Raw genomic sequence first — 23,439 nt, forward strand, 5'->3', positions numbered from 1 at the left:
CCCGTGAGCGGACCGGTTTCGATGAGAAGTGGTGGCAATTCGCGCGACAGCCCCCAGATCAGCGGCATCCGCATTGGCGAGAGCCCGACATGATTCCCTTTTCCATTCTTGACCTGGCACCGGTCACTGAAGGCAGTGATACCACCCAGGCATTCCGCAATACGCTGGACCTGGCGCAGTTGACCGAACGCCTGGGCTACCGGCGCTACTGGCTGGCCGAGCACCACAACATGCCCGGCATCGCCAGCGCGGCGACCGCCGTGTTGATCGGCCATGTGGCGGGTGGTACCTCGACCATCCGCGTCGGCGCCGGCGGCATCATGTTGCCGAATCACGCACCGCTGCAGGTGGCCGAACAGTTCGGCACGCTGGCCTCGCTGTATCCGGGGCGCATCGACCTGGGGCTGGGGCGCGCACCAGGCACCGACCAGCCCACTGCAAGGGCGCTGCGCCGTTACTTCGACGGTGCCGATGCGTTTCCCCACGACGTGATCGAGCTACTTGGTTATTTCGAGCCGGCCGTTGCTGGCCAACAGGTGCGTGCCGTACCCGGTGCAGGCATCGAGGTGCCGGTGTGGTTGCTCGGTTCCAGCCTGTTCAGCGCGAAACTGTCGGCGCAACTCGGCCTGCCGTTTGCGTTTGCATCGCACTTCGCGCCGGATGCGATGGACGAGGCGCTGGCGTTGTACCGGCGCGATTTCCAGCCATCGGTACGCCTGTCGCAGCCGTATGCGATGCTCGGTATCAACGTCGTTGCGGCCGACAGCGATGCCGAGGCACGACGCTTGTTCACCACCCAGCAGCAGAGTTTCATCAACCTGCGCCGCGGTCGGCCGGGGTTGATCCCGCCGCCGATCGACGATATCGAGTCGTACTGGACGCCGCCGGAGAAATTGATGGTCGAGCGTGCACTGGCCTGCGCGGTAGTCGGTGCCGAGGGCACGGTACAGGAAGGTATCGAGGCTTTCATCGCACGGCACCGACCGGATGAACTGATGATCACCGCCAATGTGTTTGAGCATGCAGCGCGACGCCATTCATTCGAGATCGCCGCAGCGGTGCGGGATCGGTTGAGTGCTTCGAGCTTGCACACAAGCTGACCGACATGGGTGCAAAAGGGCGGCAGAGGTCGTCGATCGGCCATAATTGGCGTTATTCCCCGATGCAGAAGCTCTCCCACGCATGAAAACCCCCAAGGGCCTGCAGGACCTGATCGATGAAGGTGTGATCGACCAGGTGCTGCGACCGCTGAAGAGCGGCAAGGAAGCCTCCGTCTACGTCGTCCGCTCGGGCGAGGACATTCGCTGCGCCAAGGTCTACAAGGACATGGCTCAGCGCAGTTTCCAGCAGCGCGTCCAATACCAGGAAGGCCGCAAGGTGCGCGGCAGCCGGCAGGCGCGCGCGATGGGCAAGGCCACCAAGTTCGGCCGCAAGGAAGCCGAGGCCGCCTGGAAGAATGCCGAGGTCGATGCGCTGTATCAGCTCACTGCCGCCGGTGTGCGGGTGCCCAAACCGTATGGCTATTTCAGCGGTGTGCTGGTGATGGAGCTGGTTACCGATGCGGACGGCCACTCGGCGCCGCGGCTGGGTGAGGTGGAGCTATCGGCCGAAACCGCTCGCGGGTACCACCGCTTCCTGATGCAGCAGGTTGCGCGGATGCTGTGCGTGGGGCTGATCCACGGCGACCTTTCCGAATACAACGTGCTGGTGGGTCCGGAAGGCCCGGTGATCATCGACCTGCCGCAGGCGGTCAGCGCCTCCGGCAACAACGCCGCCCGCGCGATGCTGCGAAGGGACGTGGGCAACATCACCATCAGCCTGTCGCGCTTTGCGCCGGAGCTGCTGGACACGCATTACGGCGAGGAAATGTGGGCGCTGTACGAACTCGGCGAGCTGCACCCGGACAGCGAGCTCACCGGCGAATTCGAGTTCGACGAGAGCATCGCCGATGTCGACAGCGTGATGCAGTCGATCATCGACGCGCGTGAGGAGGCGATCATCCGCCAGCAGGGACGCGAGGCGGCAGCGCAGGAAGATTGAGCGCAGGTTGGGTTCGCTTTGCTCACCCCAGCCTACGGACCGGTGAATCAGTCGCCGACTTTCAACAGTTCCACTTCGAACACCAGCGAGGCGTTCGGCGGGATGTCGTCGCCGGCGCCGCTGGCGCCATAGCCGAGCGCCGCCGGAATCAGCAGGATGCGCTTGCCGCCGACGTGCATGCCGGCCACGCCCTGGTCCCAGCCCGCGATCACGCTGCCCTGGCCGAGCAGGAAGGAAAACGGTTCACCATGGTCGAGCGAGCTGTCGAACTTGCTGCCGTGCTTGTCCTTGGCTTTTTCGTCATACAGCCAGCCGGTGTACTGCACCGTCACCTTCATGCCGTCCTTTGCCTCGGTGCCGGTGCCGACTTTCTGGTCGATCACGGTGAGCTTGTCCACGCTTCCCGTGGCGTGCGCAGGTGGTGCGGCCGTGCAGGCGGCAAGGGCGAACAGGGCAAACAGGGACAGCAACCAGCGCATGGGGTGACTCCGGGCAGGTAGGTGGATCGGGCCGCGATTATCCGGTAAATGACGACGACATGGCGGTATTGCCTTGCTCTCGATGAAGTGCGATCAGCTCACCGTTTCGGCAGGTTCCATGCGCCGCAACGGATCCACCGCAACCGCATCGGCATCGTTCATCAGCTGCAGCTGGCCGTCCTGGACCAGGCATTGCAGCCGCATGCCACGCTGCAGCAGGGCGACGAGTCCGGCGACCGTGCTGGCCGGAATGTCCAGCACGGTGAGGTTTTTGTTTCGGCTCAGCGCTGAGCCAACCTTGTTCCACCAGATCTCTGCAGCGTTACCACCGTAGCTGATCACTACCACCTGGCGCGAACGGCCGCAGGCCTTGCGGATGCGCGTCTCGTCCGGCTGACCGACCTCGATCCACAGTTCGATCTCGTCGGTATATGCCTTGCGCCACAGTGCCGGCTCGTCCTCGTCGCTGATGCCCTTGCCGAACTCCAGCCGCTCATCCGCATGCATGGCGAACGCCAGCAACCGCACCATCAGGCGTTCCTCGGTTTCCGACGGATGCCGCGCCAGGGTCAGCGCATGGGTGGCGTAGTAATGCCGGTCCATGTCACTGATCTGGAGTTCGACCTTGTAGATGGTGGAGTTGAGGGCCATGGAGGGGTTGCCTTGAGACAATAGCCGGTCATTGTACGCGTCGGGGACTCGGCGTTGTTCCAGACCACTCCCGCTCGACAGGCTGCGTCCGCGGCAAGGGGCGCGCGCTCCAGTTCGGTGCCGAGCGACGCACTACACTGGCGGTCATCATGAACCTGCCCGTCACATCCTTTGTCCGCGAAACCCGAGCCAGCACCGTGCACCTGCCGCCGGGCGGATGGACGACGGTGCTCGACAGCCTGTGCGCGCACTTCGCCAGGATCAGCCGCGAACAATGGCTGGATCGCATGGCGCGCGAACGCGTGCTGGATGGGCAGGGCCGTGTGGTCACACCGCACACGCCGTATCGGGAAGGGTTGCGCATTCACTATTACCGCGAGGTGGCGGACGAGGTACCAATCCCGTTCTTCGAAACCGTGCTGCATGTGGACGAGCATCTGGTGGTGGCAGACAAACCGCACTTCCTGCCGGTGACGCCGGCGGGCGGGTTCGTCGAGCAGACCTTGTTGCAAAGGCTGATCCACCGACTGGGCAACCCTGACCTGGTGCCATTGCACCGTATCGACCGCGCGACAGCGGGGCTGGTACTGTTTTCGGCAAAGCGGAGCAGTCGTGCCACATATCAGGCGCTGTTCCGCGAACGCCGGATCGAGAAGCACTACGAAGCACTGGCACCGGCGCTGCCGGCATTGGAGTTTCCGCTGGTGCGCCACTCGCGAATTGTCGCGGGCGAACCGTTTTTCCGCATGCGGGAGATCGACGGCGAGCCGAACAGCGAGACGCGGATCGAGGTAGTCGAGCGTGGTGGGGAGCATTGGCGCTACGCGCTGCATCCTGTCACCGGCAGGAAGCACCAGCTACGGGTGCACATGGCTGCGCTGGGTGCGCCAATCGCTGGCGACACCTTGTATCCGGTGCTCGAAGAAAGGTCCGCCGACGATTATCGGCACCCGCTGAAACTGCTGGCGTACGGTCTGGCGTTCGTCGATCCGCTTTCCGGCGAGCCGCGACGGTTTGAGAGCCGGTTGAGTTTGTAAGAGCCTCGCGCGGATCCGGCCGGGGTTCGGCGTCGCGTGTCAAGGGTAACCATGCGCGGCCATTCCACGCTATCTTCCGCAGCAGCATCCTGCCGGGGAGATCCATTCGTGAGTGCACAGCCATCATCCATCGCGCCAGTGCGCAAAGAGTTGACCGTACGCGGCCTGATCATCGGTGTCCTGATTACCGTGGTGTTCACTGCGGCGAATGTGTATTTCGGGCTCAAGGCAGGCCTGACCTTCGCCACATCGATTCCCGCGGCCGTGATCTCGATGGCGGTGCTGCGTTACTTCAAGGGCTCCACGATGCAGGAGAACAATGTCGTGCAGACCGTCGCGTCGGCGGCGGGCACCTTGTCCTCGATCATCTTCGTGCTGCCGGGCCTGATCCTGATCGGCTGGTGGACCGGCTTCAATTACTGGACCTCGTTCGCGATCTGCGCGCTCGGCGGCATCCTCGGCGTGATGTATTCGATCCCGCTGCGCCGTGCGCTGGTGACCAATTCCGACCTGCCGTATCCCGAAGGCGTGGCCTGCGCCGAGGTGCTGAAGGTCGGTGCCGGTGGCGGTGAGGGCATCAGTGCCGAGGCGGCTGCCGAGTCCAATCGTGCCGGCCTGCTCGCCGTGTTGTGGGGCTCGATCGTTTCGGCGGTCTTCGCTGTCGTGGTCGCCACGCGGGTGTTTGCGGGCGACGTGGTGCACTACTTCCGCGTCGGTGGCGACAAGGGCGGGGTGACCGGGTTCGACTTCTTCCTCTCGTTCGCGTTGTTCGGCATCGGCCATCTGGTCGGGTTGTGGGTGGGCATCGCGATGCTGGTCGGTGCGGTGATCGGCTGGGGTTGGGGCGTTCCGCATTTTTCGGCGCTTGCACCATCGGCAGGCGCGATAGCTGAGCTCGCCAACGCGACCTGGAGCCACAAGGTGCGCTTCGTCGGCGCGGGCACGATCGGTGTGGCCGCGGTGTGGACGCTGGCCAAACTGGTCAAACCGGTCATCAGCGGGCTGGCTTCCGCGATGGCTGCGTCGCGCGCACGTGGTGCCGGCCATGGCGCGCTGCTGCCGCGCACCGAGCAGGACATCCCGATCGGGCAGGTGGCTCTGATCTCGCTGGTCTGCCTGGTGCCGATCGGCTGGCTGATCGCGAATTTCGCGCTGACGGCCGGTCATGGCCTGGGTGACCACGTCGTGACCCTGGTCATCGCCGGATTGATCTTCGTCGTGCTGATGAGTTTCTTCGTGTCCGCCGTGTGCGGCTATATGGCAGGCCTGATCGGCTCGTCGAACAGTCCGCTGTCGGGTATCGGCATCATCGTCGTGATCAGTGCAGCCCTGCTGCTGGTGTTCGGGATTCGCTCGTCGCTGCCCGCCGGCAGCGAGAACGCGCTGGTCGCATTCGCCCTGTTCATCACCTCGATCGTGTTCGCCGCCGCGGCGATCGCCAACAACAACCTGCAGGATCTCAAGACCGGACAACTGGTCGATGCGACGCCGTCAAAACAGCAGTGGGCGCTGGTGGTCGGCGTGTTCGCGGGCGCCGCGATCATCCCGCCGATCCTCGACCTGCTCAATCACGCCTATGGCTTTGTCGGCGCACCGGGCCCTGTTCGCGACCACGCACTGGCGGCACCGCAGGCTGGTCTGATCTCGGCGCTCGCACAGGGCGTGATCCAGAACAACATCGACTGGAGCCTGATCGAGATCGGCGGCGTGATCGGCGTGGTCATGATCGTGATCGACGAAGTGCTGCGCCGCACGACGAAGTCGGCGCATCTGTCGCCGTTGGCGGTCGGCCTGGGCATCTATCTGCCGACCCAGAGTACGTTGATGGTGGTGGTCGGTGCGGTCGCGGGCTGGTGGTTCGATCGTCGTGCCGATCGGGATTCCAGAAATCCCGAGGCGACCAAGCAGCTCGGCGTACTGCTGGCCTCCGGCATGATCGTCGGCGAGGGCCTGCTCGGCGTGGCGATCGCCGCCTGCGTGGCCTTTTCCGGCAAGGACTTTCCGCTTGCCCTGGTGGGTGACGCGTTCGCCAATGGTCCGGCGCTATGGGTTGGCGGCGCGGCGTTCGCCGTGGTGATGGTGCTGCTGTATCGCTGGGTGGGCCGCCTGGGGCAGGCGTCGACGAACGCCTGACAGATCGATGGCATGTTTGCGGCAGGCGGCCCTGGATCAGCCGCCAGTCTGGATGGTGACGACCGCAATGAAGGCTTGAGAGATCGTCGGGACTGACGATCATCGAAGGCGGCGGATCGCAAAAGATTGCCAGTCAGTTTCGATGTGGCAACCTAGTCGGTCTTTACAAGGGGCAGTGGTCGAGTGGAGCAGGAAAAGGTCGAGCAGGTTCAGAGCGCCGAGGAAGCCCTGGCGCCGCCGAGCCAGCGCACGGTATTGCTGCGCAGGCTGGCCGGGCCGTTGCTGTCGGTAGGCATGCTGTGCCTTGCGTTGTGGGCGCTGCACCTCCTGGCCAGGGAGGTGAACTACCATCAAGTGCGGACCTATGTGCAGAGCATCTCGCGCACGCGCCTGCTGCTGGCTGCGCTGTTCACCTTGCTGGGTTATGCGGTGATGACGCTGTACGACCGCTTCGCGCTGGCCTCGATCGGACGGCGATTGTCCTGGCGCCGGGTCACCATGATCTCGTTCATCAGCTACGCCTTCAGCAATGCGGTGGGCATGTCGCTGCTGGTATCCGGTTCGATCCGCTACCGCTTCTATATCCAGAACGGGTTGTCCACCGGCGAGGTGGCCAGGGTGGTGCTGTTCTGCACGACCAGTTTCTGGCTGGGCCTGCTGGCGCTGACCGGGGTGACCCTGCTGCTGGTGCCGCTGCCGCCGGATCTGCCGTTGGCGGAATTCAGCCGCCTGCTCGGGTTGTTGCTGACCCTGCTGCCGCTGGCATGGCTGCTGGCTGGCTGGCTGGTGCGCCGGCCGTTGCGGCTGTGGCGCTGGCGCATCGGCCTGCCGTCACCGGCGACTGCCTTGCAGCAGATCCTGGTGGGTGCGTTCGACTGGGGATTGGCGGCAGCCGTGCTCTACATCCTGATGCCGGACGAGCTGAACAACGGTTTCGGCCATTTTCTGGCGATCTTCGTGATCGCCCAGATCGTCGGCCTGATCAGCCATGTACCGGGTGGCCTCGGCGTGTTCGAGGCGGTGATGCTGGCCGGCTTCGGTGCCACCGGCAATCAGGCGCTGGCTGCGCCGATCCTGGGCGCGCTGGCCGCATTCCGCGTCATCTACTATCTGCTGCCGCTATGTACCGCGACCGTGCTGGTCCTGCAGCGCGAGGCGCGTGGCCTGCGCGAGAAATCCCTGCTGACGCCCTGGTTCACCGGCTTGCTGCCGTCGTTCTTCGCCGGGCTGACCCTGGTCTCGGGCGCGGTGTTGCTGTTTTCCGGTGCGACCCGTGCGCTGCCCGCACGCATGGCGATCCTGCGTGACGTGCTGCCGCTGTCGGTGCTGGAAGTTTCGCACCTGCTGGCCAGCGTGATCGGCATGCTGCTGCTGATCCTTGCCCGTGGCCTGCAGCGCCGACTGGATGCGGCGTACTGGCTGACCCTGGTGCTGCTGCTGGCAGGTGCGGTGTTCTCGCTGCTCAAGGGCATCGACTACGAGGAGGCGACCCTGCTCACCTTGCTGGCGATGGCGCTGGCGCCGGCGCACCGGCTGTTCTATCGGCGCGCCTCGCTGTTCAGCACCAGTTTCTCGGTGGGCTGGATCGCGGCGATCGTGGCCATCCTCGGCTGTGCCGCGTGGTTGGTCGTGTTCAGTTACAAGCATGTCGAGTACAGCAGCGACCTGTGGTGGGAATTCAGCCTCCACCAGGGCGGCGCACCGCGTGCATTGCGTGCGCTGGTCGCCGCCGCTGCCACAGGCATGCTGTTTGCGCTGGCCAGCCTGATTCGTCCGATAAAACTGCATCGCGAGCCGCCGAGTGAGGCGGAACTGCAGCAGGCGCTGCCGTTGATCAAGCAGTTCCCCTCGGCGCAGGCCCATCTGGCGCTGATGGGCGACAAGACCTTGCTGTTCGGCCCCGAGCACAAGGCCTTCGTGATGTTCGATACGGAGGGGCGCAGCTGGGTGGCGATGGGCGATCCGGTCGGCACCGACGAGGATGCCCGACGTGAGCTGGTGTGGTCGTTCCTCGAACAGTGCGAGCGTGCCGGTGGCTGGCCGGTGTTCTACCAGGTGAGCCCGGTCGATCTGGACCTGTATCTGGAAGTGGGCCTGAACCTGCTGAAGATCGGCGAAGAGGCACGCGTGCGGCTGGACAGCTTCAATCTCGACGGCAAATCCAGGAAGGTATTGCGCAACACTGTGAACAAGCTGACTCGTGAGGGCCTGCGACTGGAGATCGTGCCGCCCGAAGCCGTGGCACCGCTGTTGCCGCGACTGAAGCAAATCTCCGATGCATGGATGCGCGACAAGAACGTGCGCGAGAAGCGCTTCTCGCTCGGTTCGTTCGATCCACGCTATCTGGTGCGCACGCCCATGGCATTGGTCTGGCAGGACAACCAGCTGGTGGCGTTCGCGAACCTGTTCCTCAACGAAACCAAACAGGAAGCCTCGGTGGATCTGATGCGACACCTGCCGGACGGCCCGGCCGGGATCATGGACTACCTGTTCGTGGAACTGATGCAGTGGGCGCGCGACGACGGCTACCGCTGGTTCAACCTCGGCATGGCACCGCTGGCGGGTCTGCAGAACCGGCGCCAGGCGCCGCTGTGGAACCGTTTCGGCGCGCTGGTATTCGGCCGTGGCGAACGTTTCTACAACTTCCGCGGGCTGCAGCGCTACAAGGACAAATTCGATCCGGAGTGGGAGCCACGCTATATGGCGGTGCCCGGTGGCATTGCGCTGCCGATGATCCTGACCAATGTGGCCAGCCTGATCTCCGGCGGCCTTTCCGGGGTGGTACGCCGATGAAACGCGGGACTGGCATCGCGCTGGTTGCGGCGGCCGTGTGCCTGCTGGGCGTCGCTCTTGTCTGGAGCCCGTGGTCGCGGGTCAGCCTGGAGGACGTCACCGTGGTGCTGCCGGTCAGCTCCATAAGCGTGGCGCCGCCGGCCGGCAAGGGCGACGTCATGGCGATCATCTATTCCGGCGATGGTGGCTGGGCCGATCTGGACCGGCGCCTGGGCATCGCCTTCATCGACCGCGGCATCCCCGTGCTCGGCGTCAACACGTTCAAATACTACTGGCGCGAACGCACTCCGGAAGAATCGGCGCGCGAGCTCGATGCACTGATGACGAAGTACCTCGGCGTGTGGGGCAAGAAACGCATCTGGCTGGTGGGTTTCTCCTTCGGCGCCGATGTGCTGCCAACCATCATAGACAAGCTCAGTCCGGCCAACCGTGCGCGGATCACCCAGCTGGTGCTGCTGTCGCCCAGCCGGGATGTGACCTTCGAAATCGAACTCGAGGGCTACATGATCAAGCAGGGCTGGTTCAAGGAACACGTCAAGACGCTGCTGCAGTCGATCAACCCGATCAAGCACTACGACACGATGCCGCCACTGCAGGCACTGCAGAACCAGCCGTCCACGGTCTGCTATTACGGCCTGGACGACAGCGACGACACCATCTGTGACGAGCCGAACCTGCCAGCCTGGGTGAAGGTTCACGCGAAGAAGGGCGGCCATCATTTCGACGGCGGTTACCAGCCGCTGGCGGCGCAGATGCTGGAAGAATTGCCGGCGCAGGCATCGACAGTTGGCGGTATACACTGAATCAACTCAGGTATGTTGGCTGGTGTCGGTATCCGCCATCCTCCCGGGTATGACGAAACGGTGCCGAGCCGGGAATTTCCGCCAGTTCATATGGCGGCTGGGTTGAACAGGTTCTTCTTGCATCGCAACGAAGCAATGCGATGATTAATGCAGTCCAAGACTGCGGCTACCAGAGACGATGGTTCAAATACCGGCAGGGATGTGGCGCCCTCGCGTGCCGCAAGTGGCGGGCTTTCCCTTTTCTCGATACCTGTGCGTGGCAGGCTGGCTATTGCTTGCCTTGTCATGGCTGGTGGCTATGGTCCGCGCTCGCACAGTGGATACGCTGATCGTCGACGAATGGGTACACGTGGCGCAGATTTTCACCTTCCTTCACGGTCACTTGCACGATGTCAATTCCCGTCTGACCAATATCCCCGGCTACCATTTGCTGGTGGCCGGCATCATGAAACTGTTCGGTAGCCAGTCGCTGGCTGGCGTACGAACGGTCAACATGTGCTTTGGCCTGCTGGGCGGCGTGTTCTTTTATCTGGTGCGACGGGAGTTGGCGCAGGAGCATTTGTCGCGCACAGTTGCTCAGTTCCTGTTTTTTCCGTTGCTGTATCCGTATTGCTTCCTGGCCTATACGGATATCTTGTCGGTAGCGCTGGTGCTCGCCGCATTCTGGGCTACGTTGCGTGATCGCCATCTACTGGCTGCCCTGGTCCTGATTGGGGCGATGGCAGTGCGGCAGAACGATGTCGTATGGGCGGGATTCCTGGCCATGTATGCACTGTGGCCTATCTTGCAGGAAACCCATTGGCGGCCTTGGCTTGCGGCATCCCGGGTATTTCGCATCGCATGGCCGTATTGCGTTGTCGCATTTTTGTTTCTGGCGTACTGGGCGTGGAACGGCACCATTGTTTTCGCAAATTCCCAGACCGCTATCCATCCGGACGCGAGCCTCCATTGGGGTAATCCGTTTTTCTTCCTGTTCGCTGCAGGTATCTTCCTGCCGCTGCAGTTGTGGGGCGGTTTGCGGCGATTCGCGCTGGCTGTACGTACAAACCCCTGGTGGTTGCTGTTTCCATTGGGAATTTTTGCGATCTATGCCGTGGGTTTCACGGTCACCAATTTTGGCAACCTGATTGCGGCAGATCATTTCCTGCACAACGCCGTGCTCGCTGCGGTTACCCGAAATCATTGGGCCTGGTGGGGATTCGGCCTGATCGCAACTGTTGCAGCTTGCGGGCTGGCACATACACAGTTCAGCGTTTCACAGGGCTGGCTGCTTTTTCCGTTTGCCGCTTTCTATCTGGCGGCATCCTGGTTGATTGAAGGGCGCTACACATTGATCCCCTTTGCGTTGTGGCTGGCACTGAGGCGGCAGGGAAACGATACGGCCGAACGCATCACGCTCGGTATCTGGGTGGTGCTGGCGCAGTTCTTCGCGCTGAGCATCCTGGCGTCGCGCTTCATGCTTTGAGCCCCTGATGCCAGAAGGATCATCAGCTGAACCCTGCGACAGACAGCATGTGTGACGGAATGCTTTTGCCTGGCATTGATGTGCTGCTGATCACCGATGACAGGCCCAGCCCGCTCAATGGTGGGTGACCATCTGCCGCCAGCTGAGTGCTGTCGGGGGATTGCCAACGCATGTGCGTCGGTTGGTCGCACGCACTTAGTCACTGATGTGCATTTGCCTGTGCTGTGGAGCGATACTGGCTGCCACGATCGGGCGCGGTGCCCGACCGCCACATCAGCGAGGAGACTTCCATGTTGGATTGGCTGGGTTACCGCAAGGAATTGATCGGGCGCATCGGCGAGATCGGCAAGCTGAGCCCGGATACATTGAGGGGTTATCAGACCCTGTCTGGTGCAGGCGAAAAGACCGGTCACCTGGACGCCAAGACGCGCGAGCTGATTTCACTGGCGGTGGCGGTCACCACCCGCTGCGACGGCTGCATCACGGTGCATACCGGCGAGGCCCTGAAGCACGGTGCCAGTCGCGAGGAAATTGCCGAGGCACTCGGTGTCGCCGTGGCGATGAATGCCGGCGCCGCGATGGTGTATTCGGCGCGGGTGCTGGATGCGGTCAACGCGCACACCTCCGGTTGAGCCGGCATGGCATGAATGCCGTCGCCTGTCGGTGCGAGGGCGGTGGCCATGTGCCATGCGTGAGTGCCGGATGCCGGCGTCAGTCCGGTTCCTTCAATGCATGGTCGTTGCGACAGACCCTGAGGGCCTTGGCACGGGCTGCCGTGATGAGGATGATTTCATGCGTGTGCACTGAGGTCACGACGTCGAGGCAGGCGCAGCCATGGCCATGGTGTCCGTTGGTGTCGACCCACTGGGCATCACCGAATTCGGGCCAGTCACCTTCGGCCTGATGACCACCCTGGATGCCGATCACCCATTCGCCATCGCGATCGAACAGCGAGGCATTCCCCGGCGTTGGGTTGTCGAACCAGCCGCAACGGGTCTGTGCTCTGGCTGGCGATTCCTGTGCTCCCGCCATGGATACGAACAGCATGGCGCAGAACAGGGTCGGTAGAGTTTTCCAGTATTTCATCGCTTTCCCTGTGGTGTCGGTGCCCGGCTCCCGGAGCATGCTACGACAGGTCCGCAGGCTCACGGCGTACGGATACCGACAATGCTCACCACGTACAATGCCACCACTGTTTCATGATTGAAGAATTGACGTGACTGCTGCCGGATTTTTTGCGGCCGCGCCGGATGAGGCGCTGGCGGCCCTTTTTGTTCCGCTCGAATCGTCGGAGCTGCCGCTTCCGGCGGATGGCCGTGCGCTGTTCCTGCGTGCGCGTGCCGGCGTGCGTCTGCGCGAGATGGCGCGGCCCGGCTGGTTGTGCGAACAGAGCTTCATGCCGTTTGCCGATGAGCTGGGTCGCAACGGCTTGCGTGTGGGTGAGCCGGAAGCCGGGGAACGGTTCCCGCTGGTGCTGGTGTTGCCGCCGCGGCAGCGCGACGAGGCGCGTGCGTTGTTTGCGCGCGCGCTGTTGCACACGGCACCGGGTGGCACGGTGCTGGCGTCGATGCCGAACGCCGAGGGCGCGAAGTCGGGCGAAGCGGATCTGGCGAAACTGACCGGCGCCGTTCAGCACCTGTCCAAGCACAAGTGCCGGGTGTTCTGGAGCACCCCAAAGCCAGCGGATATCGACCAGGCATTGCTGGCCGAATGGCAGGCGCTGGATGCGCCGCGCGGCATTGTCGATGGTTACATCAGCCGTCCCGGCCTGTTCGCGTGGGACCGCATCGATCGTGCCTCGGCACTGCTGGCCACTCATCTGCCGAATGATCTGCACGGACGCGTGGCGGATCTCGGTGCCGGTTACGGCTATCTTGCCGCGCAGGTCGCCGCACGCTGCCCGAACGTCGACGCGATCGATCTGTACGAGGCCGAGGCGCGTGCGCTGGAGCCGGCGCGGGTCAATCTGGCCAGGGCGCAGCGCGAGTGTGGACGCGAGCTGGCGGTAGCGGTGCACTGGAGCGATGTCACCCGCGGCCTGTCGCAGCGTTACGACGCCATCGTCAGCAATCCGCCGTTCCATCAGGGGCGCGCCGATCTGCCTGAACTGGGTCAGGCCTTCATCACCAGCGCGGCTGATGCGTTGCGGCCGGCAGGGCGCTTGTTCATCGTGGCGAATCGCCATCTGCCCTATGAGGCCGTGCTGGCCTCGCGTTTCGGTGAAGTGCGCACGCTGGTCGTGCAGGAAGGTTTCAAGGTGATCGAAGCGGTTGGAGTGAGACAATGAAACTGGTCAAGCTGATTGCGAATCTCGGCTATGGCAGCCGCAAGGATGTGACCCAGCTGTTTCGCAGCGGCCGCATCACCGATGCGGATGGCGAGGTGTTGTACGCCGATGACGTGGTGGCGCACAAACACATCCGCGTCGATGATGAACCGCTCGATCCACCGCCCGGCCTGGTGCTGATGTTGAACAAGCCGCTCGGCGTCACCTGTTCGCGCAAGGATCCGGGCCGGGTGGTGTATGACCTGCTGCCGCCGCGTTACAACGTGCGCACGCCGGCGTTATCGAGCGTGGGTCGGCTCGATCGCGATACCAGCGGCCTGCTGCTGTTCACTGACGATGGCGCGCTGCTGCACCGAATCATCTCGCCGAAGGCGCAGGTGACCAAGGTGTACGAGGCCACGCTGGCGCAGGACCTGCGTGGTGACGAGGGTGCGCTGTTTGCCAGCGGTACGCTACTGCTGGAAACGGAAAAGGAGCCGCTGGCTCCGGCAAGCCTTGAGGTGCTGGGCCCACGTCATGCCCGGCTCACCGTGACCGAAGGTCGCTATCACCAGGTACGTCGCATGTTCGCGGCGGCGGGTAATCACGTCGAGACGCTGCAGCGTATTTCGGTGGGTGGGCTCACCCTGGGCGGGTTGCCGCTGGGCGAATGGCGCGCGCTGGACGCCGACGAGATTGCGTTGATTTTCGGCAACGACGCCTGAGCCCGGGGTTTGCCGCCCTACAGCATGTGTACCGCGGTAGGAATCGCGTCGCCGAACCATTTGTGTCGTTCGTCGCGGCAGCATGGGCTGCCCATTGCGAACTTGCGGCAGATCGCCGGGCGGTCCGCGTAGATCGTGCAGCCGGAGGTGTTCGGGTTGACCGCCGCACACCAGCCGTCCTCACCCTTGGCCAGGGTCTCCAGGCCGTGTTCGTCGCGATGGATCAGCCAGGTCGGCACGTGGTCGTCGGGCATCAGCACCACGGTGAGGCGACAGCACACGGCTTCGCAGGTCGTGCATTGCACGCTGGGGTCGACGCTTTCGGCGTAGGGGTCGTGGAGGCTGTTCACTCGTCAGCATGACAGCTTCGTTCGATGTGAATGTGAACCGCATGTTGCGTGTAGGTATGCTCAGCTCTTCGTGTCGTGCCACAACGCCTGCCAGCCATCGAGGCCGAGCTGTTGCAGTGTCTCGATATTGCGTCGGTAGATGCTGTCGGTGTCGCTCATCGCATCCATCGCGCGTTCGATGCTGGATTCACGCAACAGATGCAAGGTGGGGTAGGGTGAGCGGTTGCTGAAATTCTCGATGTCGTCCTTAGCGCTGTCGGCAAACTGGTAGTCGGGATGGAAGCTGGCCACCTGCCACTCGCCCTCCAGCCCCAGCGCCTGCACGGCCGCATCGGCCATGTCGAGGAAGTCGTTGTAGTCGAGGAAATCCCTCAGCACGAACGGATGGATCAGCAGCCCGGTCTCGCATTCGTCCGGCGTCAGTGCATTGAGCGACTGCAGTTCGCCGCACAGCTCGTCCAGCAGCGCATCGGTATCGCGAGCATGGCTGACCCGCATGCGCAGCTTGCCCTGCACGTGCGGTGCGCGGGCAAACGGGCACAGGTTGAGGCCGATCACCGCCCGTTCCAGCCAGCGCGTGGTGGCGTGGATGTACGGTGCGTCCTCGGGCAGGGCATCGTCATTGAGGCTGGAAGGGGATATGTCGCTCATGCGGTTTCCGGCGTGTTGGCTGTCGACGGTAAGATTACTGGAGTAAGTAGCGGTCGATATGCCCGATCAGGCATGGGACTTGCTTGGAATTTCCATGTATTTCGCCGACAAGTCGCCGCCTGGTGCGTTGCCCGCAGCTCCCTGCACTGATGCGCGGGCCTCGGAGCTGATCCAGTGGCGTGCTTCGATGCGAGAGCATTCCCGGTTCGGCCGACCTTGTGAAGACAGGGGGCGGACCGTGAATCATGGGATGCTGTTGTGTCCGTAATTAGTTGTTCGACAAGGATTCGCTTGTGGATGGTTTGATGGATGGGCCCGTTGATGTCATGAGCCTGGATGCCCTCGGGGGGTTGGCTGCCCCGGGGTTCGAGGCCAGGCAGCGGGACGACTTCTCTCTGCGAGTTATCCCCGGCAAACCGCCCAGGGGGCCTCACCCTGCTCCAATCGCGGCGCGGCGCAGATCGCGCCGCGTCTATTTGATGGCGCCGGCAGAATGGAAATCCGCCAACTCGGTTGCCAATATGCCGACAGACTGGTCGCCGCTGGTATCGGCTCCTTCGAAGTGGGCGAACAGGCAGGCTGTTCCGGTTCAGGTGCAGATGGCGCCATTCCTGAGAACGGGGCGCCGAAGGGTGATAGTGGCGGCTTCGTTTTGCATGGTGCTCGCTGCCATGCTTGTCCTGCCCGGCATGAGGCTGGCGCCTTCACAGTTGGAGCCGCGGCAACCCTCGCCGATCAGCGCTCGGGCTGGGAAGCCGGTATTCGCCACGACTGCAACGGCATCGGTTGCCGTGCCCACGCCGCGACCGGATGCCATGAAAACCACGCAGGCCTCGCCAGTGCCGAGCCCATCACCTTCGGTTTCGCCGCAGGCGCCAGCCCCCGGTGAACTGTTGACTGACGTCAGTACGATGGATCTGATGATGCCGGTTGCCGAACCGGATCTGGACATTGCATCCCGGGACAGCTTGTGGGCACAGGTAGGCAGGTCGTCCGGCCTGGACCCGCTGCTCCTCTACAGTGTGGCACTCGTTGAATCCCGCGCACTGCTTCCCGATGGAAAGGTCGGCCCGACCCCATGGCTGTTCAGGGTCAACGATCGCCTGGTTCTCGGTGACCGGCACCACGTACAGATGGAGATGGCTGTGGCCAGCCAGTTCGGCTCCGTGGTTCAGGATGTCGGCATCATGCAGGTCTATTACCCGATGCACCGGGACGCCGTTCCCGATCCTCTGACCCTGCTCGACCCGCGGACGAACATCACCGTTGCTGCGAAGATCCTGCGCGATGGCATGCACGAAACTCGTGACCCGGTGCTGGGGGTCGGCTACTACCACAGCCACACGCCCGAGTTGGCCAGGGATTACGGCATGGCCGTATTGGCGGTCTATCAGCGGCTCAAAAGCCTCTATCGTTCGGGCAGAGCTGCACAGATCGCTACACACCAGTCCGCAGCGCATGCCTGATCTCCACTGATGCGGCAGACGCGTGCCTACCCATTGAGGTATTGCGCTGCATGACATGCGCCCGGATATAAGGTGTACACCTTCATCCGGCCCCTCTGCCCATGTTCAAGCTGCACTTCGACAACGCGTTCGTCCGCGAATTGCCCGGTGACCCGGAGCAGGGGCCGCATCTGCGCCAGGTCGAAGGCGCGTTGTATTCGACAGTGACGCCCACGCCGGTCGCTGCGCCACGCCTGCTGGCGCATTCGGCCGAGATGGCGGCAGTACTGGGTTTCAGCGAGGCTGAAGTCGCCACACCGGAGTTTGCGCAATTGTTCAGCGGCAATGCGCTGCTGGACGGCATGCAGCCGTATGCGGCGAATTACGGTGGACATCAATTTGGCAACTGGGCAGGCCAGCTGGGCGACGGGCGGGCGATCTCGCTGGGCGAGACGATCAACGCCGCCGGCGAACGCTGGGAAATGCAGCTGAAGGGCGCCGGCCCGACACCGTATTCGCGTGGTGCGGATGGTCGCGCCGTGTTGCGTTCGTCGGTGCGCGAGTTCCTGTGCAGCGAGGCGATGCATCATCTCGGTGTGCCGACCACGCGTGCGTTGAGCCTGGTGGATACCGGTGAGCCGGTCGTGCGCGACATGTTCTATGACGGCCATGCGAGGCCGGAGCCAGGCGCCATTGTCTGCCGCGTGGCGCCTTCGTTCATTCGCTTCGGTAATTTCGAACTACCTGCCTCGCGCGGTGATACAGCTTTGCTGCGGCAACTGGTCGACTTCACCATTCGCCGCGATTTCCCCGAGCTGGACGGGCAGGGCGAGGCGCTGTATGCCGAATGGTTTGCGCAGGTGTGCGAACGTACCGCGATCATGATCGCGCACTGGATGCGTGTGGGTTTCGTGCATGGCGTGATGAACACCGACAACATGTCGATCCTCGGCCTCACCATCGACTACGGTCCGTACGGCTGGGTCGACAACTACGATCCGGATTGGACGCCGAACACCACCGACGCACAGCGCCGTCGCTACCGCTTCGGTCAGCAACCGAATGTGGCGTGGTGGAACCTCAGCCGCCTGGCCGGTGCGCTGGCACCATTGTTCGATGGCGTCGAACCGCTGCAGGCCGGCCTGGATCGTTATGCGGCGACCTATGCCGCCGCCGAACGCGCGAATATCGCCGCCAAGCTCGGTCTGGCCGAATGCCGCGACGACGACATGGCCTTGATGCAGTCGTTGCAGTCGCTGATGCAGCAGGTCGAGATCGACATGACGTTGTGGTTTCGTGCGCTGGCCGAGGTCGATGCACAAGCGCCGACCCTGGCACCGATGCAGGATGCGTTCTACGACGAGGCGAAACGGCGCGAGATGGAACCAGCCCTCGACGACTGGCTTTTTCGTTATGCCGCGCGGCTTGCCGACGATCCGTTGTCGTCCGGGCAACGCCACCAAAAGATGTACGCAGCGAATCCGCGCCATGTACTGCGCAACTACCTGGCCCAGCAGGCGATCGACCGCGCCGAACAGGGTGACATCAGCGGCATCGCCGAACTGCTCGATGTCATGCGCCACCCGTATGACGACCGGCCCGGCCACGAGGCGTTCGCGCAGAAGCGTCCGGACTGGGCGCGGCACAAGGCCGGTTGCTCGATGCTTTCGTGCAGTTCCTGAGCCCTGGGGAACCTCGAAAACCCCTCAAGCGTCCGTCATCCCAGCGAAAGCTGGGATCCAGCGCCTCCAGTCCGTCGAATAACCAAGGCTCTGGATTCCAGCTTTCGCTGGAATGACGAGATTGAAGCAGAGTTCATTCGTGGTCATAAAATTGGTGCCCTCGAGACGATTCGAACGTCCGACCTGCCCCTTAGGAGGGGGCCGCTCTATCCAACTGAGCTACGAGGGCAGCGGCGGCGATTTTCGCATGGATCCCGCCGTGGTGCGATCCACCGATGATCCGGCAAGAACCGGTGGCCTGCTAGAATGGGCAATTAACCGCCATCACCACGGCGCCCACGGGCGCGCAAGTCCAGGAGACATCCATGTCCCACGCAATCCTCACCGCGCTTGGCCTCCACGGCGAGCAGTCCGGTTCGTATCTCGGTCAGGGCGAATGGTCGAAGACCACCGACGCCGGCGCGCTGCAGCCGGTGAATCCGGCCACCGGCGAGGTGCTCGGCACCGTGCATGCGTCCAGTGCTGCCGACTACGAGATCATCGTCAAGCGCGCGCAGGCTGCGTTCAAGGTGTGGCGCACGACGCCGGCGCCGCAGCGCGGCGAAGCGGTGCGCCTGTGCGGCGAGGCGCTGCGCAAGCACAAGGATGCGCTGGGTTCGCTGGTCGCGCTGGAGATGGGCAAGATCAAGCCCGAGGGCGACGGCGAAGTGCAGGAGATGATCGACATCGCCGACTTCGCGGTGGGCCAGAGCCGCATGATGTACGGCGCCACCATGCATTCGGAGCGTCCGGGCCATCGCATGTACGACCAGTACCATCCGCTCGGTCTGGTCGGCATCATCAGCGCGTTCAACTTCCCGGTCGCGGTGTGGGCGTGGAATGCGATGCTCGCCACCATCGCCGGCGACGTCTGCATCTGGAAACCGTCGCCGAAGACCCCGCTGTCAGCGATCGCCACGATCCGCATCTGCAACGAGGCGTTGAAGGCCGGTGGCTTCCCGGATCTGTTCTTCCTGTTCAACGACGCCGGCACCGAGCTGTCGCAGGCGTTCGTCGACGACAAGCGCATCCCGCTGATCAGCTTCACCGGTTCGACCAAGGTCGGCCGCATGGTCGGCGAGCGCGTGGCACAGCGCATGGGCCGCTCGCTGCTGGAGCTGGGCGGCAACAACGCGATCATCCTCGATGAAAGCGCCGACCTGAAGCTGGCGATCCCGGGCATCGTGTTCGGCGCCGTCGGCACCGCCGGCCAGCGCTGCACCACCACGCGCCGCCTGTTCGTGCACGAGTCGATCTACAAGAACGTGCTGGAGACCCTGGTCAAGGCGTACAAGCAGGTCGAGGGCAAGATCGGCGATCCGACCCTGGCCACCACGCTGATGGGCCCGCTGAACAGCTCCGAAGCGGTGCAGGGTTACCTTGCCGCGGTCGAGAAGGCCAAGGCGGCGGGCGGCACGATCGCCACCGGCGGTGCAGCGCTGACCGATCGCAAGGGCAACTTCGTGCTGCCGACGATTGTTACCGGCATCGCGAACTCGCATGAGGTCGTGCAGACCGAGACGTTCGCGCCGATCCTCTACGTGATGCCGTTCAAGACGCTGGACGAGGCGATCGACATGCAGAACGACGTGCCGCAGGGCCTGTCCTCGTCGATCTTCACCAACAACTTGCGCGCGGGCGAGCAGTTCCTGTCGGCGGCCGGTTCGGATTGCGGCATCGCCAACGTCAACATCGGCACCTCCGGTGCGGAGATCGGCGGCGCCTTCGGCGGCGAGAAGGAAACCGGCGGCGGTCGCGAATCCGGCTCGGACGCATGGAAGGTCTACATGCGCCGCCAGACCAACACGATCAACTATTCGGACGCATTGCCGCTGGCCCAGGGCATCAAGTTTGATCTGTAAGTGATCCAAATCGATCGCGGGTGGCGTTGCCGCCCGTGATCGGCAGCAATACGGTGCGGCACCCTCCCTAGTTTCCACAGCGAGTGCAGCGGCGATGAGCTATCAACCTGCGTATCGACCGGCTGCCAGCACCAGTACGCTGGCGGTGGTGAGTCTGGTGTTCGGCATTCTTTCCTGGTGCCTGTTGCCCTTCATCGGCGCGATCGTGGCCGTCATCTGCGGTCACCTGGCACGCAGCGAGATAAGGCGCGCCCCGGCTGGCACGGTCATCGAGGGCGATGGCATGGCCATCGCCGGGCTGGTGCTTGGCTATATCCATCTGGCGATCGCGATCATCGCCGTCGTCGTGCTGATGCTGCTTTTCGGTGCCATGTTCCTGCATCTTGGCCCGCACTGGCATGTGTTTTCATGACGGCGTTCATGCCGCCCGCAGCGTTTGATTTCCGCGGTTACCGTGTCGTCGTCGCCGGCGGCAGCAAAGGGATCGGGCGCAGCATGGCGCTGGCATTCGCGGCGGCAGGCGCCTCGGTATCGGTTTGCGCCCGCGGTCAGGGCGCGCTCGACGAAGTGGCGCATGAAATCGCTGCGCTGGATACCACCGTTCACACACAATGCTGTGATCTGGCTGATGCAGCGGCCATTCGTGATTTTGTGGAGGCTTCGGCCGCTGCGATGGGTGGCATCGACGTGCTGGTCAACAACGCCAGCGGTTACGGCTTTGGCGACAACGACGAGGCGTGGCTGGCCGACTTCAATGTCGACCTGATGGCAGCGGTGCGCGCCTCGCGGGCGGCACTGCCGCATCTGGCGGAATCGGCGCATGCCAGCATCCTGCACACCAGTTCGATCGCGGCGCTGCGTCCACGCCCGACCGGCCCGTCCTACGCGGCGATGAAAGCCGCACTGAGCCACTACACCATGTCGCAAGCGCTGGCACTCGCGGCACAGCGCATCCGCGTCAACGCCATCGCGCCGGGGTCGATCGAATTTGCCGACGGTCTGTGGGATCGCTGCAAACATGAGGACCCTGTGCGCTATGCCTCCGTACTGGCGAAGATTCCGTTCGGCCGCTACGGCACGCCGGAGGAAATCGCCCATGCCGCACTGTTCCTTGCGTCGCCATGGGCTGGCTGGATCACCGGGCAGACCCTGGCTGTCGACGGCGGCCAGATGCTCAATGGCTGAGCAACCGGACGGATGACATGAGCGAGCTGCATTCCACCACGCGCTTCAGCAATCGCGTTGATGATTACGTGCGCTACCGGCCGGACTATCCACCAGCCCTGCTGGAGTGGCTGCAGCGCGTGCAGGGCGTCGATGCCGGCTGGCAGGTCGCCGACATCGGTGCCGGTACCGGCATTTCGTCGAAGATGTTCCTCGACGCCGGCTATCGCGTGACCGCGGTGGAACCGAACGCGCCGATGCGTGCGGCCGCCGAACACTGGCTGCATGGATATGAAAGGTTCGCTGCCGTCGACGGTCGTGCCGATGCCACCGGACTACCGCATGCCGGCATGGATCTGGTCACCGTGGCGCAGGCGTTCCACTGGTTCGACGAGGAAGCGACGCGGCGCGAGTTCGCACGCATTCTGCGCCCGCGTGGCCTGGCGGCGATCTGGTGGAATTCGCGCCGGCTGACCGGCACGCGTTTCCTCGAAGGCTACGAGGCCTTGCTGCAGACCTTTGGCACCGACTACACCAGCGTGGCCGAACGCTATGCGGACGATGCACGCATGCGCACCTGGTTCGGAGCCGGCTATCGCGGCAGTGCCAGCTTCGAGCACGGCCAGCGACTGGATTTCGCGGCGCTGCGCGGCAGGCTGATGTCCTCGTCCTACGCGCCGCCGGCCGGTCATCCCATGCACGAGCCGATGCTGCAGGCGCTGCGCGAACTGTTCGACAGCTGCGCCGAACACGGCACGATAAGCTTCGACTACGACACCCGTATCTTTGCCGGACATCTGGCCTGACCATGTACGACTACCTGCGCCCGCTGCTGTTCAAGCTCGATGCCGAGACTGCGCATCGCGTCACCCTGTACGGGCTGGGTGTGGCCCAGCGCAGCAACTTCGCGCACTGGATCGCCAAGCCGCCGGCCGACCTGCCGACCACGGTGTTCGGCATCACGTTCCCGAATCCGGTCGGCCTGGCGGCCGGGCTGGACAAGAACGCCGAGCACCTCGATGCGCTCGATGCGCTCGGCTTCGGCTTCATCGAAGTCGGCACGGTGACGCCGCTGCCACAACCAGGCAACGACAAGCCGCGCATGTTCCGGCTGCCGCAGCACGAGGCGATCATCAATCGGCTCGGCTTCAACAATGGCGGCGTCGAGGCGCTGGTGCGCAATGTGCAGCAATCCAGCTATCACGGCGTGCTCGGTATCAACATCGGCAAGAACAAGGACACGCCGAACGAAAAGGCAGTCAACGATTACCTGACCTGCCTCACGCGCGTATACGAACACGCCAGCTATATCACCGTGAATATCTCATCGCCGAACACCAAGGGTTTGCGTGACCTGCAGGAAGAGGCCACGCTGCGCCGCTTCATTTCGGTATTGCGTGAGGCACAGGAGCGCCTCGGCTCGCAGCATGGCCGGCGCAAGCCGATGCTGCTGAAGATCGCGCCGGATCTCGGCGAAGCCGAGCTGGACTCGATCGCCGAGGTACTGTTGCGCACAGGTATTGACGGCGTGATCTGCAGCAATACCACGATCGATCACACGGCCGTAGCCGACGATCCACATGGCAGCGAAACCGGTGGCCTGTCCGGCAAGCCCCTGTTCGAGCGTGCTACCGCGGTGCTGGCCGGCATGCATAAGCGTTTGCAGGGTCGCATCCCGCTGATCGGCGTGGGCGGCATTCTGGATGGCAGCGATGCGGCCGAGAAGCTCGATGCCGGCGCCTCGCTGGTGCAGGTCTATTCGGGCCTGATCTATCGTGGGCCACAGCTGGTCGCCGAATGCGTCAATGAAATCCGCCGTCAGCGCGAGGCTGAAAATGCTGCCTGAACGCACGG

The 23,439-nt window shown here is 63.7% G+C and carries 23 protein-coding genes and 1 tRNA gene; 18 read left to right on the plus strand and 6 right to left on the minus strand.

What is annotated here, in order from left to right; translation table 11 throughout:
• The first annotated feature begins 89 nt into the window (after positions 1–89).
• Both ACYVKM_RS07205 and ACYVKM_RS07210 read left to right on the plus strand, forming a co-directional pair.
• Positions 90–1,100 carry an LLM class flavin-dependent oxidoreductase gene (locus ACYVKM_RS07205; protein WP_460876933.1) on the plus strand — a complete coding sequence of 337 codons (1,011 nt, stop codon included), beginning with the start codon at positions 90–92 and terminating at the stop codon, positions 1,098–1,100.
• An 82-nt stretch (positions 1,101–1,182) separates the two neighbouring features.
• Positions 1,183–2,040 (plus strand): PA4780 family RIO1-like protein kinase, encoded by an 858-nt coding sequence (locus ACYVKM_RS07210; protein ID WP_460876934.1) that lies wholly within the window; start codon positions 1,183–1,185, stop codon positions 2,038–2,040.
• Positions 2,041–2,087: 47 nt separating this feature from the next.
• Here ACYVKM_RS07210 and ACYVKM_RS07215 read toward each other — a convergent pair whose 3' ends face one another.
• Entirely contained in the window at positions 2,088–2,519 is a 432-nt protein-coding gene (locus tag ACYVKM_RS07215; RefSeq protein ID WP_460876935.1) for an FKBP-type peptidyl-prolyl cis-trans isomerase, read from the minus strand.
• Between the two features lie 93 nt (positions 2,520–2,612).
• Positions 2,613–3,170, minus strand: a complete 558-nt coding sequence (locus ACYVKM_RS07220) for a YaeQ family protein (protein WP_460876936.1) — start codon at positions 3,168–3,170, stop codon at positions 2,613–2,615.
• A 149-nt stretch (positions 3,171–3,319) separates the two neighbouring features.
• On the opposite strand from ACYVKM_RS07220, the gene ACYVKM_RS07225 reads away from it, so the two are divergent.
• The 6 genes from ACYVKM_RS07225 to ACYVKM_RS07250 all read left to right on the plus strand — a co-directional run bounded on the left by ACYVKM_RS07225 (position 3,320) and on the right by ACYVKM_RS07250 (position 12,033).
• The gene (locus tag ACYVKM_RS07225; RefSeq protein ID WP_460876937.1) at positions 3,320–4,207 is read left to right on the plus strand and encodes a pseudouridine synthase; all 888 of its coding nucleotides are present in this window, start codon (positions 3,320–3,322) and stop codon (positions 4,205–4,207) included.
• A gap of 108 nt (positions 4,208–4,315) precedes the next feature.
• Positions 4,316–6,340, plus strand: a complete 2,025-nt coding sequence (locus tag ACYVKM_RS07230; protein ID WP_460876938.1) for an OPT family oligopeptide transporter — start codon at positions 4,316–4,318, stop codon at positions 6,338–6,340.
• 183 nt (positions 6,341–6,523) lie between these two features.
• Positions 6,524–9,133 (plus strand): bifunctional lysylphosphatidylglycerol flippase/synthetase MprF, encoded by a 2,610-nt coding sequence (mprF, locus tag ACYVKM_RS07235; RefSeq protein ID WP_460876939.1) that lies wholly within the window; start codon positions 6,524–6,526, stop codon positions 9,131–9,133.
• On the plus strand, positions 9,130–9,936 hold the full coding sequence (locus ACYVKM_RS07240) for an AcvB/VirJ family lysyl-phosphatidylglycerol hydrolase (protein ID WP_460876940.1): 807 nt from the start codon (positions 9,130–9,132) through the stop codon (positions 9,934–9,936). Before mprF ends, ACYVKM_RS07240 begins: the two co-directional genes overlap by 4 nt.
• A gap of 214 nt (positions 9,937–10,150) precedes the next feature.
• Entirely contained in the window at positions 10,151–11,401 is a 1,251-nt protein-coding gene (locus ACYVKM_RS07245) for a Dol-P-Glc:Glc(2)Man(9)GlcNAc(2)-PP-Dol alpha-1,2-glucosyltransferase (RefSeq protein WP_460876941.1), read from the plus strand.
• Positions 11,402–11,691: 290 nt separating this feature from the next.
• Complete coding sequence (locus tag ACYVKM_RS07250) at positions 11,692–12,033, plus strand: carboxymuconolactone decarboxylase family protein (protein WP_460876942.1); 342 nt, start codon at positions 11,692–11,694, stop codon at positions 12,031–12,033.
• Between the two features lie 79 nt (positions 12,034–12,112).
• Here ACYVKM_RS07250 and ACYVKM_RS07255 read toward each other — a convergent pair whose 3' ends face one another.
• A complete protein-coding gene (locus ACYVKM_RS07255) occupies positions 12,113–12,550 on the minus strand; it encodes a DUF4087 domain-containing protein (protein WP_460876943.1) in 438 nt (145 codons plus the stop codon).
• Between the two features lie 67 nt (positions 12,551–12,617).
• Here ACYVKM_RS07255 and ACYVKM_RS07260 point away from each other — a divergent pair, with 67 nt between their 5' ends.
• Both ACYVKM_RS07260 and ACYVKM_RS07265 read left to right on the plus strand, forming a co-directional pair.
• Positions 12,618–13,688 carry a class I SAM-dependent methyltransferase gene (locus tag ACYVKM_RS07260; RefSeq protein WP_460876944.1) on the plus strand — a complete coding sequence of 357 codons (1,071 nt, stop codon included), beginning with the start codon at positions 12,618–12,620 and terminating at the stop codon, positions 13,686–13,688.
• Positions 13,685–14,392: a pseudouridine synthase gene (locus ACYVKM_RS07265; RefSeq protein ID WP_460876945.1), complete on the plus strand. Its 708-nt coding sequence runs from the start codon at positions 13,685–13,687 to the stop codon at positions 14,390–14,392. The genes ACYVKM_RS07260 and ACYVKM_RS07265 overlap by 4 nt, the downstream gene beginning before the upstream one ends.
• Positions 14,393–14,409: 17 nt before the next feature.
• Here ACYVKM_RS07265 and ACYVKM_RS07270 read toward each other — a convergent pair whose 3' ends face one another.
• Together ACYVKM_RS07270 and ACYVKM_RS07275 are read right to left on the minus strand one after the other, a co-directional pair.
• Positions 14,410–14,742 (minus strand): YkgJ family cysteine cluster protein, encoded by a 333-nt coding sequence (locus ACYVKM_RS07270; RefSeq protein WP_460876946.1) that lies wholly within the window; start codon positions 14,740–14,742, stop codon positions 14,410–14,412.
• Between the two features lie 60 nt (positions 14,743–14,802).
• Complete coding sequence (locus tag ACYVKM_RS07275; RefSeq protein WP_460876947.1) at positions 14,803–15,393, minus strand: DUF1415 domain-containing protein; 591 nt, start codon at positions 15,391–15,393, stop codon at positions 14,803–14,805.
• 493 nt (positions 15,394–15,886) lie between these two features.
• On the opposite strand from ACYVKM_RS07275, the gene ACYVKM_RS07280 reads away from it, so the two are divergent.
• From ACYVKM_RS07280 to ACYVKM_RS07290, 3 genes are all read left to right on the plus strand, one after another.
• On the plus strand, positions 15,887–16,282 hold the full coding sequence (locus ACYVKM_RS07280; protein WP_460876948.1) for a hypothetical protein: 396 nt from the start codon (positions 15,887–15,889) through the stop codon (positions 16,280–16,282).
• 22 nt (positions 16,283–16,304) lie between these two features.
• Positions 16,305–16,859 (plus strand): lysozyme family protein, encoded by a 555-nt coding sequence (locus ACYVKM_RS07285; protein ID WP_460876949.1) that lies wholly within the window; start codon positions 16,305–16,307, stop codon positions 16,857–16,859.
• A 101-nt stretch (positions 16,860–16,960) separates the two neighbouring features.
• Positions 16,961–18,520 (plus strand): protein adenylyltransferase SelO, encoded by a 1,560-nt coding sequence (locus ACYVKM_RS07290; RefSeq protein ID WP_460876950.1) that lies wholly within the window; start codon positions 16,961–16,963, stop codon positions 18,518–18,520.
• 152 nt (positions 18,521–18,672) lie between these two features.
• On the opposite strand, the gene ACYVKM_RS07295 is transcribed toward ACYVKM_RS07290, so the two are convergent.
• A tRNA-Arg gene (locus ACYVKM_RS07295) sits at positions 18,673–18,749 on the minus strand.
• Between the two features lie 136 nt (positions 18,750–18,885).
• Here ACYVKM_RS07295 and amaB point away from each other — a divergent pair.
• The 5 genes from amaB (at position 18,886) to ACYVKM_RS07320 (ending at position 23,431) form a co-directional block, all read left to right on the plus strand.
• Positions 18,886–20,421 carry an L-piperidine-6-carboxylate dehydrogenase gene (gene amaB, locus ACYVKM_RS07300; protein ID WP_460876951.1) on the plus strand — a complete coding sequence of 512 codons (1,536 nt, stop codon included), beginning with the start codon at positions 18,886–18,888 and terminating at the stop codon, positions 20,419–20,421.
• A 94-nt stretch (positions 20,422–20,515) separates the two neighbouring features.
• A complete protein-coding gene (locus ACYVKM_RS07305; protein WP_460876952.1) occupies positions 20,516–20,833 on the plus strand; it encodes a DUF4190 domain-containing protein in 318 nt (105 codons plus the stop codon).
• A complete protein-coding gene (locus ACYVKM_RS07310; protein ID WP_460876953.1) occupies positions 20,830–21,606 on the plus strand; it encodes an SDR family NAD(P)-dependent oxidoreductase in 777 nt (258 codons plus the stop codon). Before ACYVKM_RS07305 ends, ACYVKM_RS07310 begins: the two co-directional genes overlap by 4 nt.
• Positions 21,607–21,623: 17 nt before the next feature.
• On the plus strand, positions 21,624–22,391 hold the full coding sequence (locus tag ACYVKM_RS07315) for a class I SAM-dependent methyltransferase (RefSeq protein ID WP_460876954.1): 768 nt from the start codon (positions 21,624–21,626) through the stop codon (positions 22,389–22,391).
• Positions 22,392–22,393: 2 nt separating this feature from the next.
• A complete protein-coding gene (locus ACYVKM_RS07320; RefSeq protein WP_460876955.1) occupies positions 22,394–23,431 on the plus strand; it encodes a quinone-dependent dihydroorotate dehydrogenase in 1,038 nt (345 codons plus the stop codon).
• The last annotated feature ends 8 nt before the right edge of the window (positions 23,432–23,439 follow it).

It is taken from the genome of Rhodanobacter koreensis, assembly GCF_054782855.1.

Bases quoted from the DNA above. Each gene is read 5' to 3' on its own strand.
- ACYVKM_RS07320 (WP_460876955.1), top strand. From the start codon at position 22,394: ATGTACGACTACCTGCGCCCGCTGCTGTTCAAGCTCGATGCCGAGACT.
- ACYVKM_RS07220 (WP_460876936.1), bottom strand. From the start codon at position 3,170: ATGGCCCTCAACTCCACCATCTACAAGGTCGAACTCCAGATCAGTGAC.
- ACYVKM_RS07265 (WP_460876945.1), top strand. From the start codon at position 13,685: ATGAAACTGGTCAAGCTGATTGCGAATCTCGGCTATGGCAGCCGCAAG.
- ACYVKM_RS07215 (WP_460876935.1), bottom strand. From the start codon at position 2,519: ATGCGCTGGTTGCTGTCCCTGTTTGCCCTGTTCGCCCTTGCCGCCTGC.
- ACYVKM_RS07315 (WP_460876954.1), top strand. From the start codon at position 21,624: ATGAGCGAGCTGCATTCCACCACGCGCTTCAGCAATCGCGTTGATGAT.
- ACYVKM_RS07310 (WP_460876953.1), top strand. From the start codon at position 20,830: ATGACGGCGTTCATGCCGCCCGCAGCGTTTGATTTCCGCGGTTACCGT.
- ACYVKM_RS07210 (WP_460876934.1), top strand. From the start codon at position 1,183: ATGAAAACCCCCAAGGGCCTGCAGGACCTGATCGATGAAGGTGTGATC.
- ACYVKM_RS07275 (WP_460876947.1), bottom strand. From the start codon at position 15,393: ATGAGCGACATATCCCCTTCCAGCCTCAATGACGATGCCCTGCCCGAG.
- ACYVKM_RS07225 (WP_460876937.1), top strand. From the start codon at position 3,320: ATGAACCTGCCCGTCACATCCTTTGTCCGCGAAACCCGAGCCAGCACC.
- ACYVKM_RS07240 (WP_460876940.1), top strand. From the start codon at position 9,130: ATGAAACGCGGGACTGGCATCGCGCTGGTTGCGGCGGCCGTGTGCCTG.
- ACYVKM_RS07285 (WP_460876949.1), top strand. From the start codon at position 16,305: ATGGATCTGATGATGCCGGTTGCCGAACCGGATCTGGACATTGCATCC.
- ACYVKM_RS07280 (WP_460876948.1), top strand. From the start codon at position 15,887: ATGGAAATCCGCCAACTCGGTTGCCAATATGCCGACAGACTGGTCGCC.
- ACYVKM_RS07250 (WP_460876942.1), top strand. From the start codon at position 11,692: ATGTTGGATTGGCTGGGTTACCGCAAGGAATTGATCGGGCGCATCGGC.
- ACYVKM_RS07205 (WP_460876933.1), top strand. From the start codon at position 90: ATGATTCCCTTTTCCATTCTTGACCTGGCACCGGTCACTGAAGGCAGT.
- ACYVKM_RS07305 (WP_460876952.1), top strand. From the start codon at position 20,516: ATGAGCTATCAACCTGCGTATCGACCGGCTGCCAGCACCAGTACGCTG.
- amaB (WP_460876951.1), top strand. From the start codon at position 18,886: ATGTCCCACGCAATCCTCACCGCGCTTGGCCTCCACGGCGAGCAGTCC.
- ACYVKM_RS07290 (WP_460876950.1), top strand. From the start codon at position 16,961: ATGTTCAAGCTGCACTTCGACAACGCGTTCGTCCGCGAATTGCCCGGT.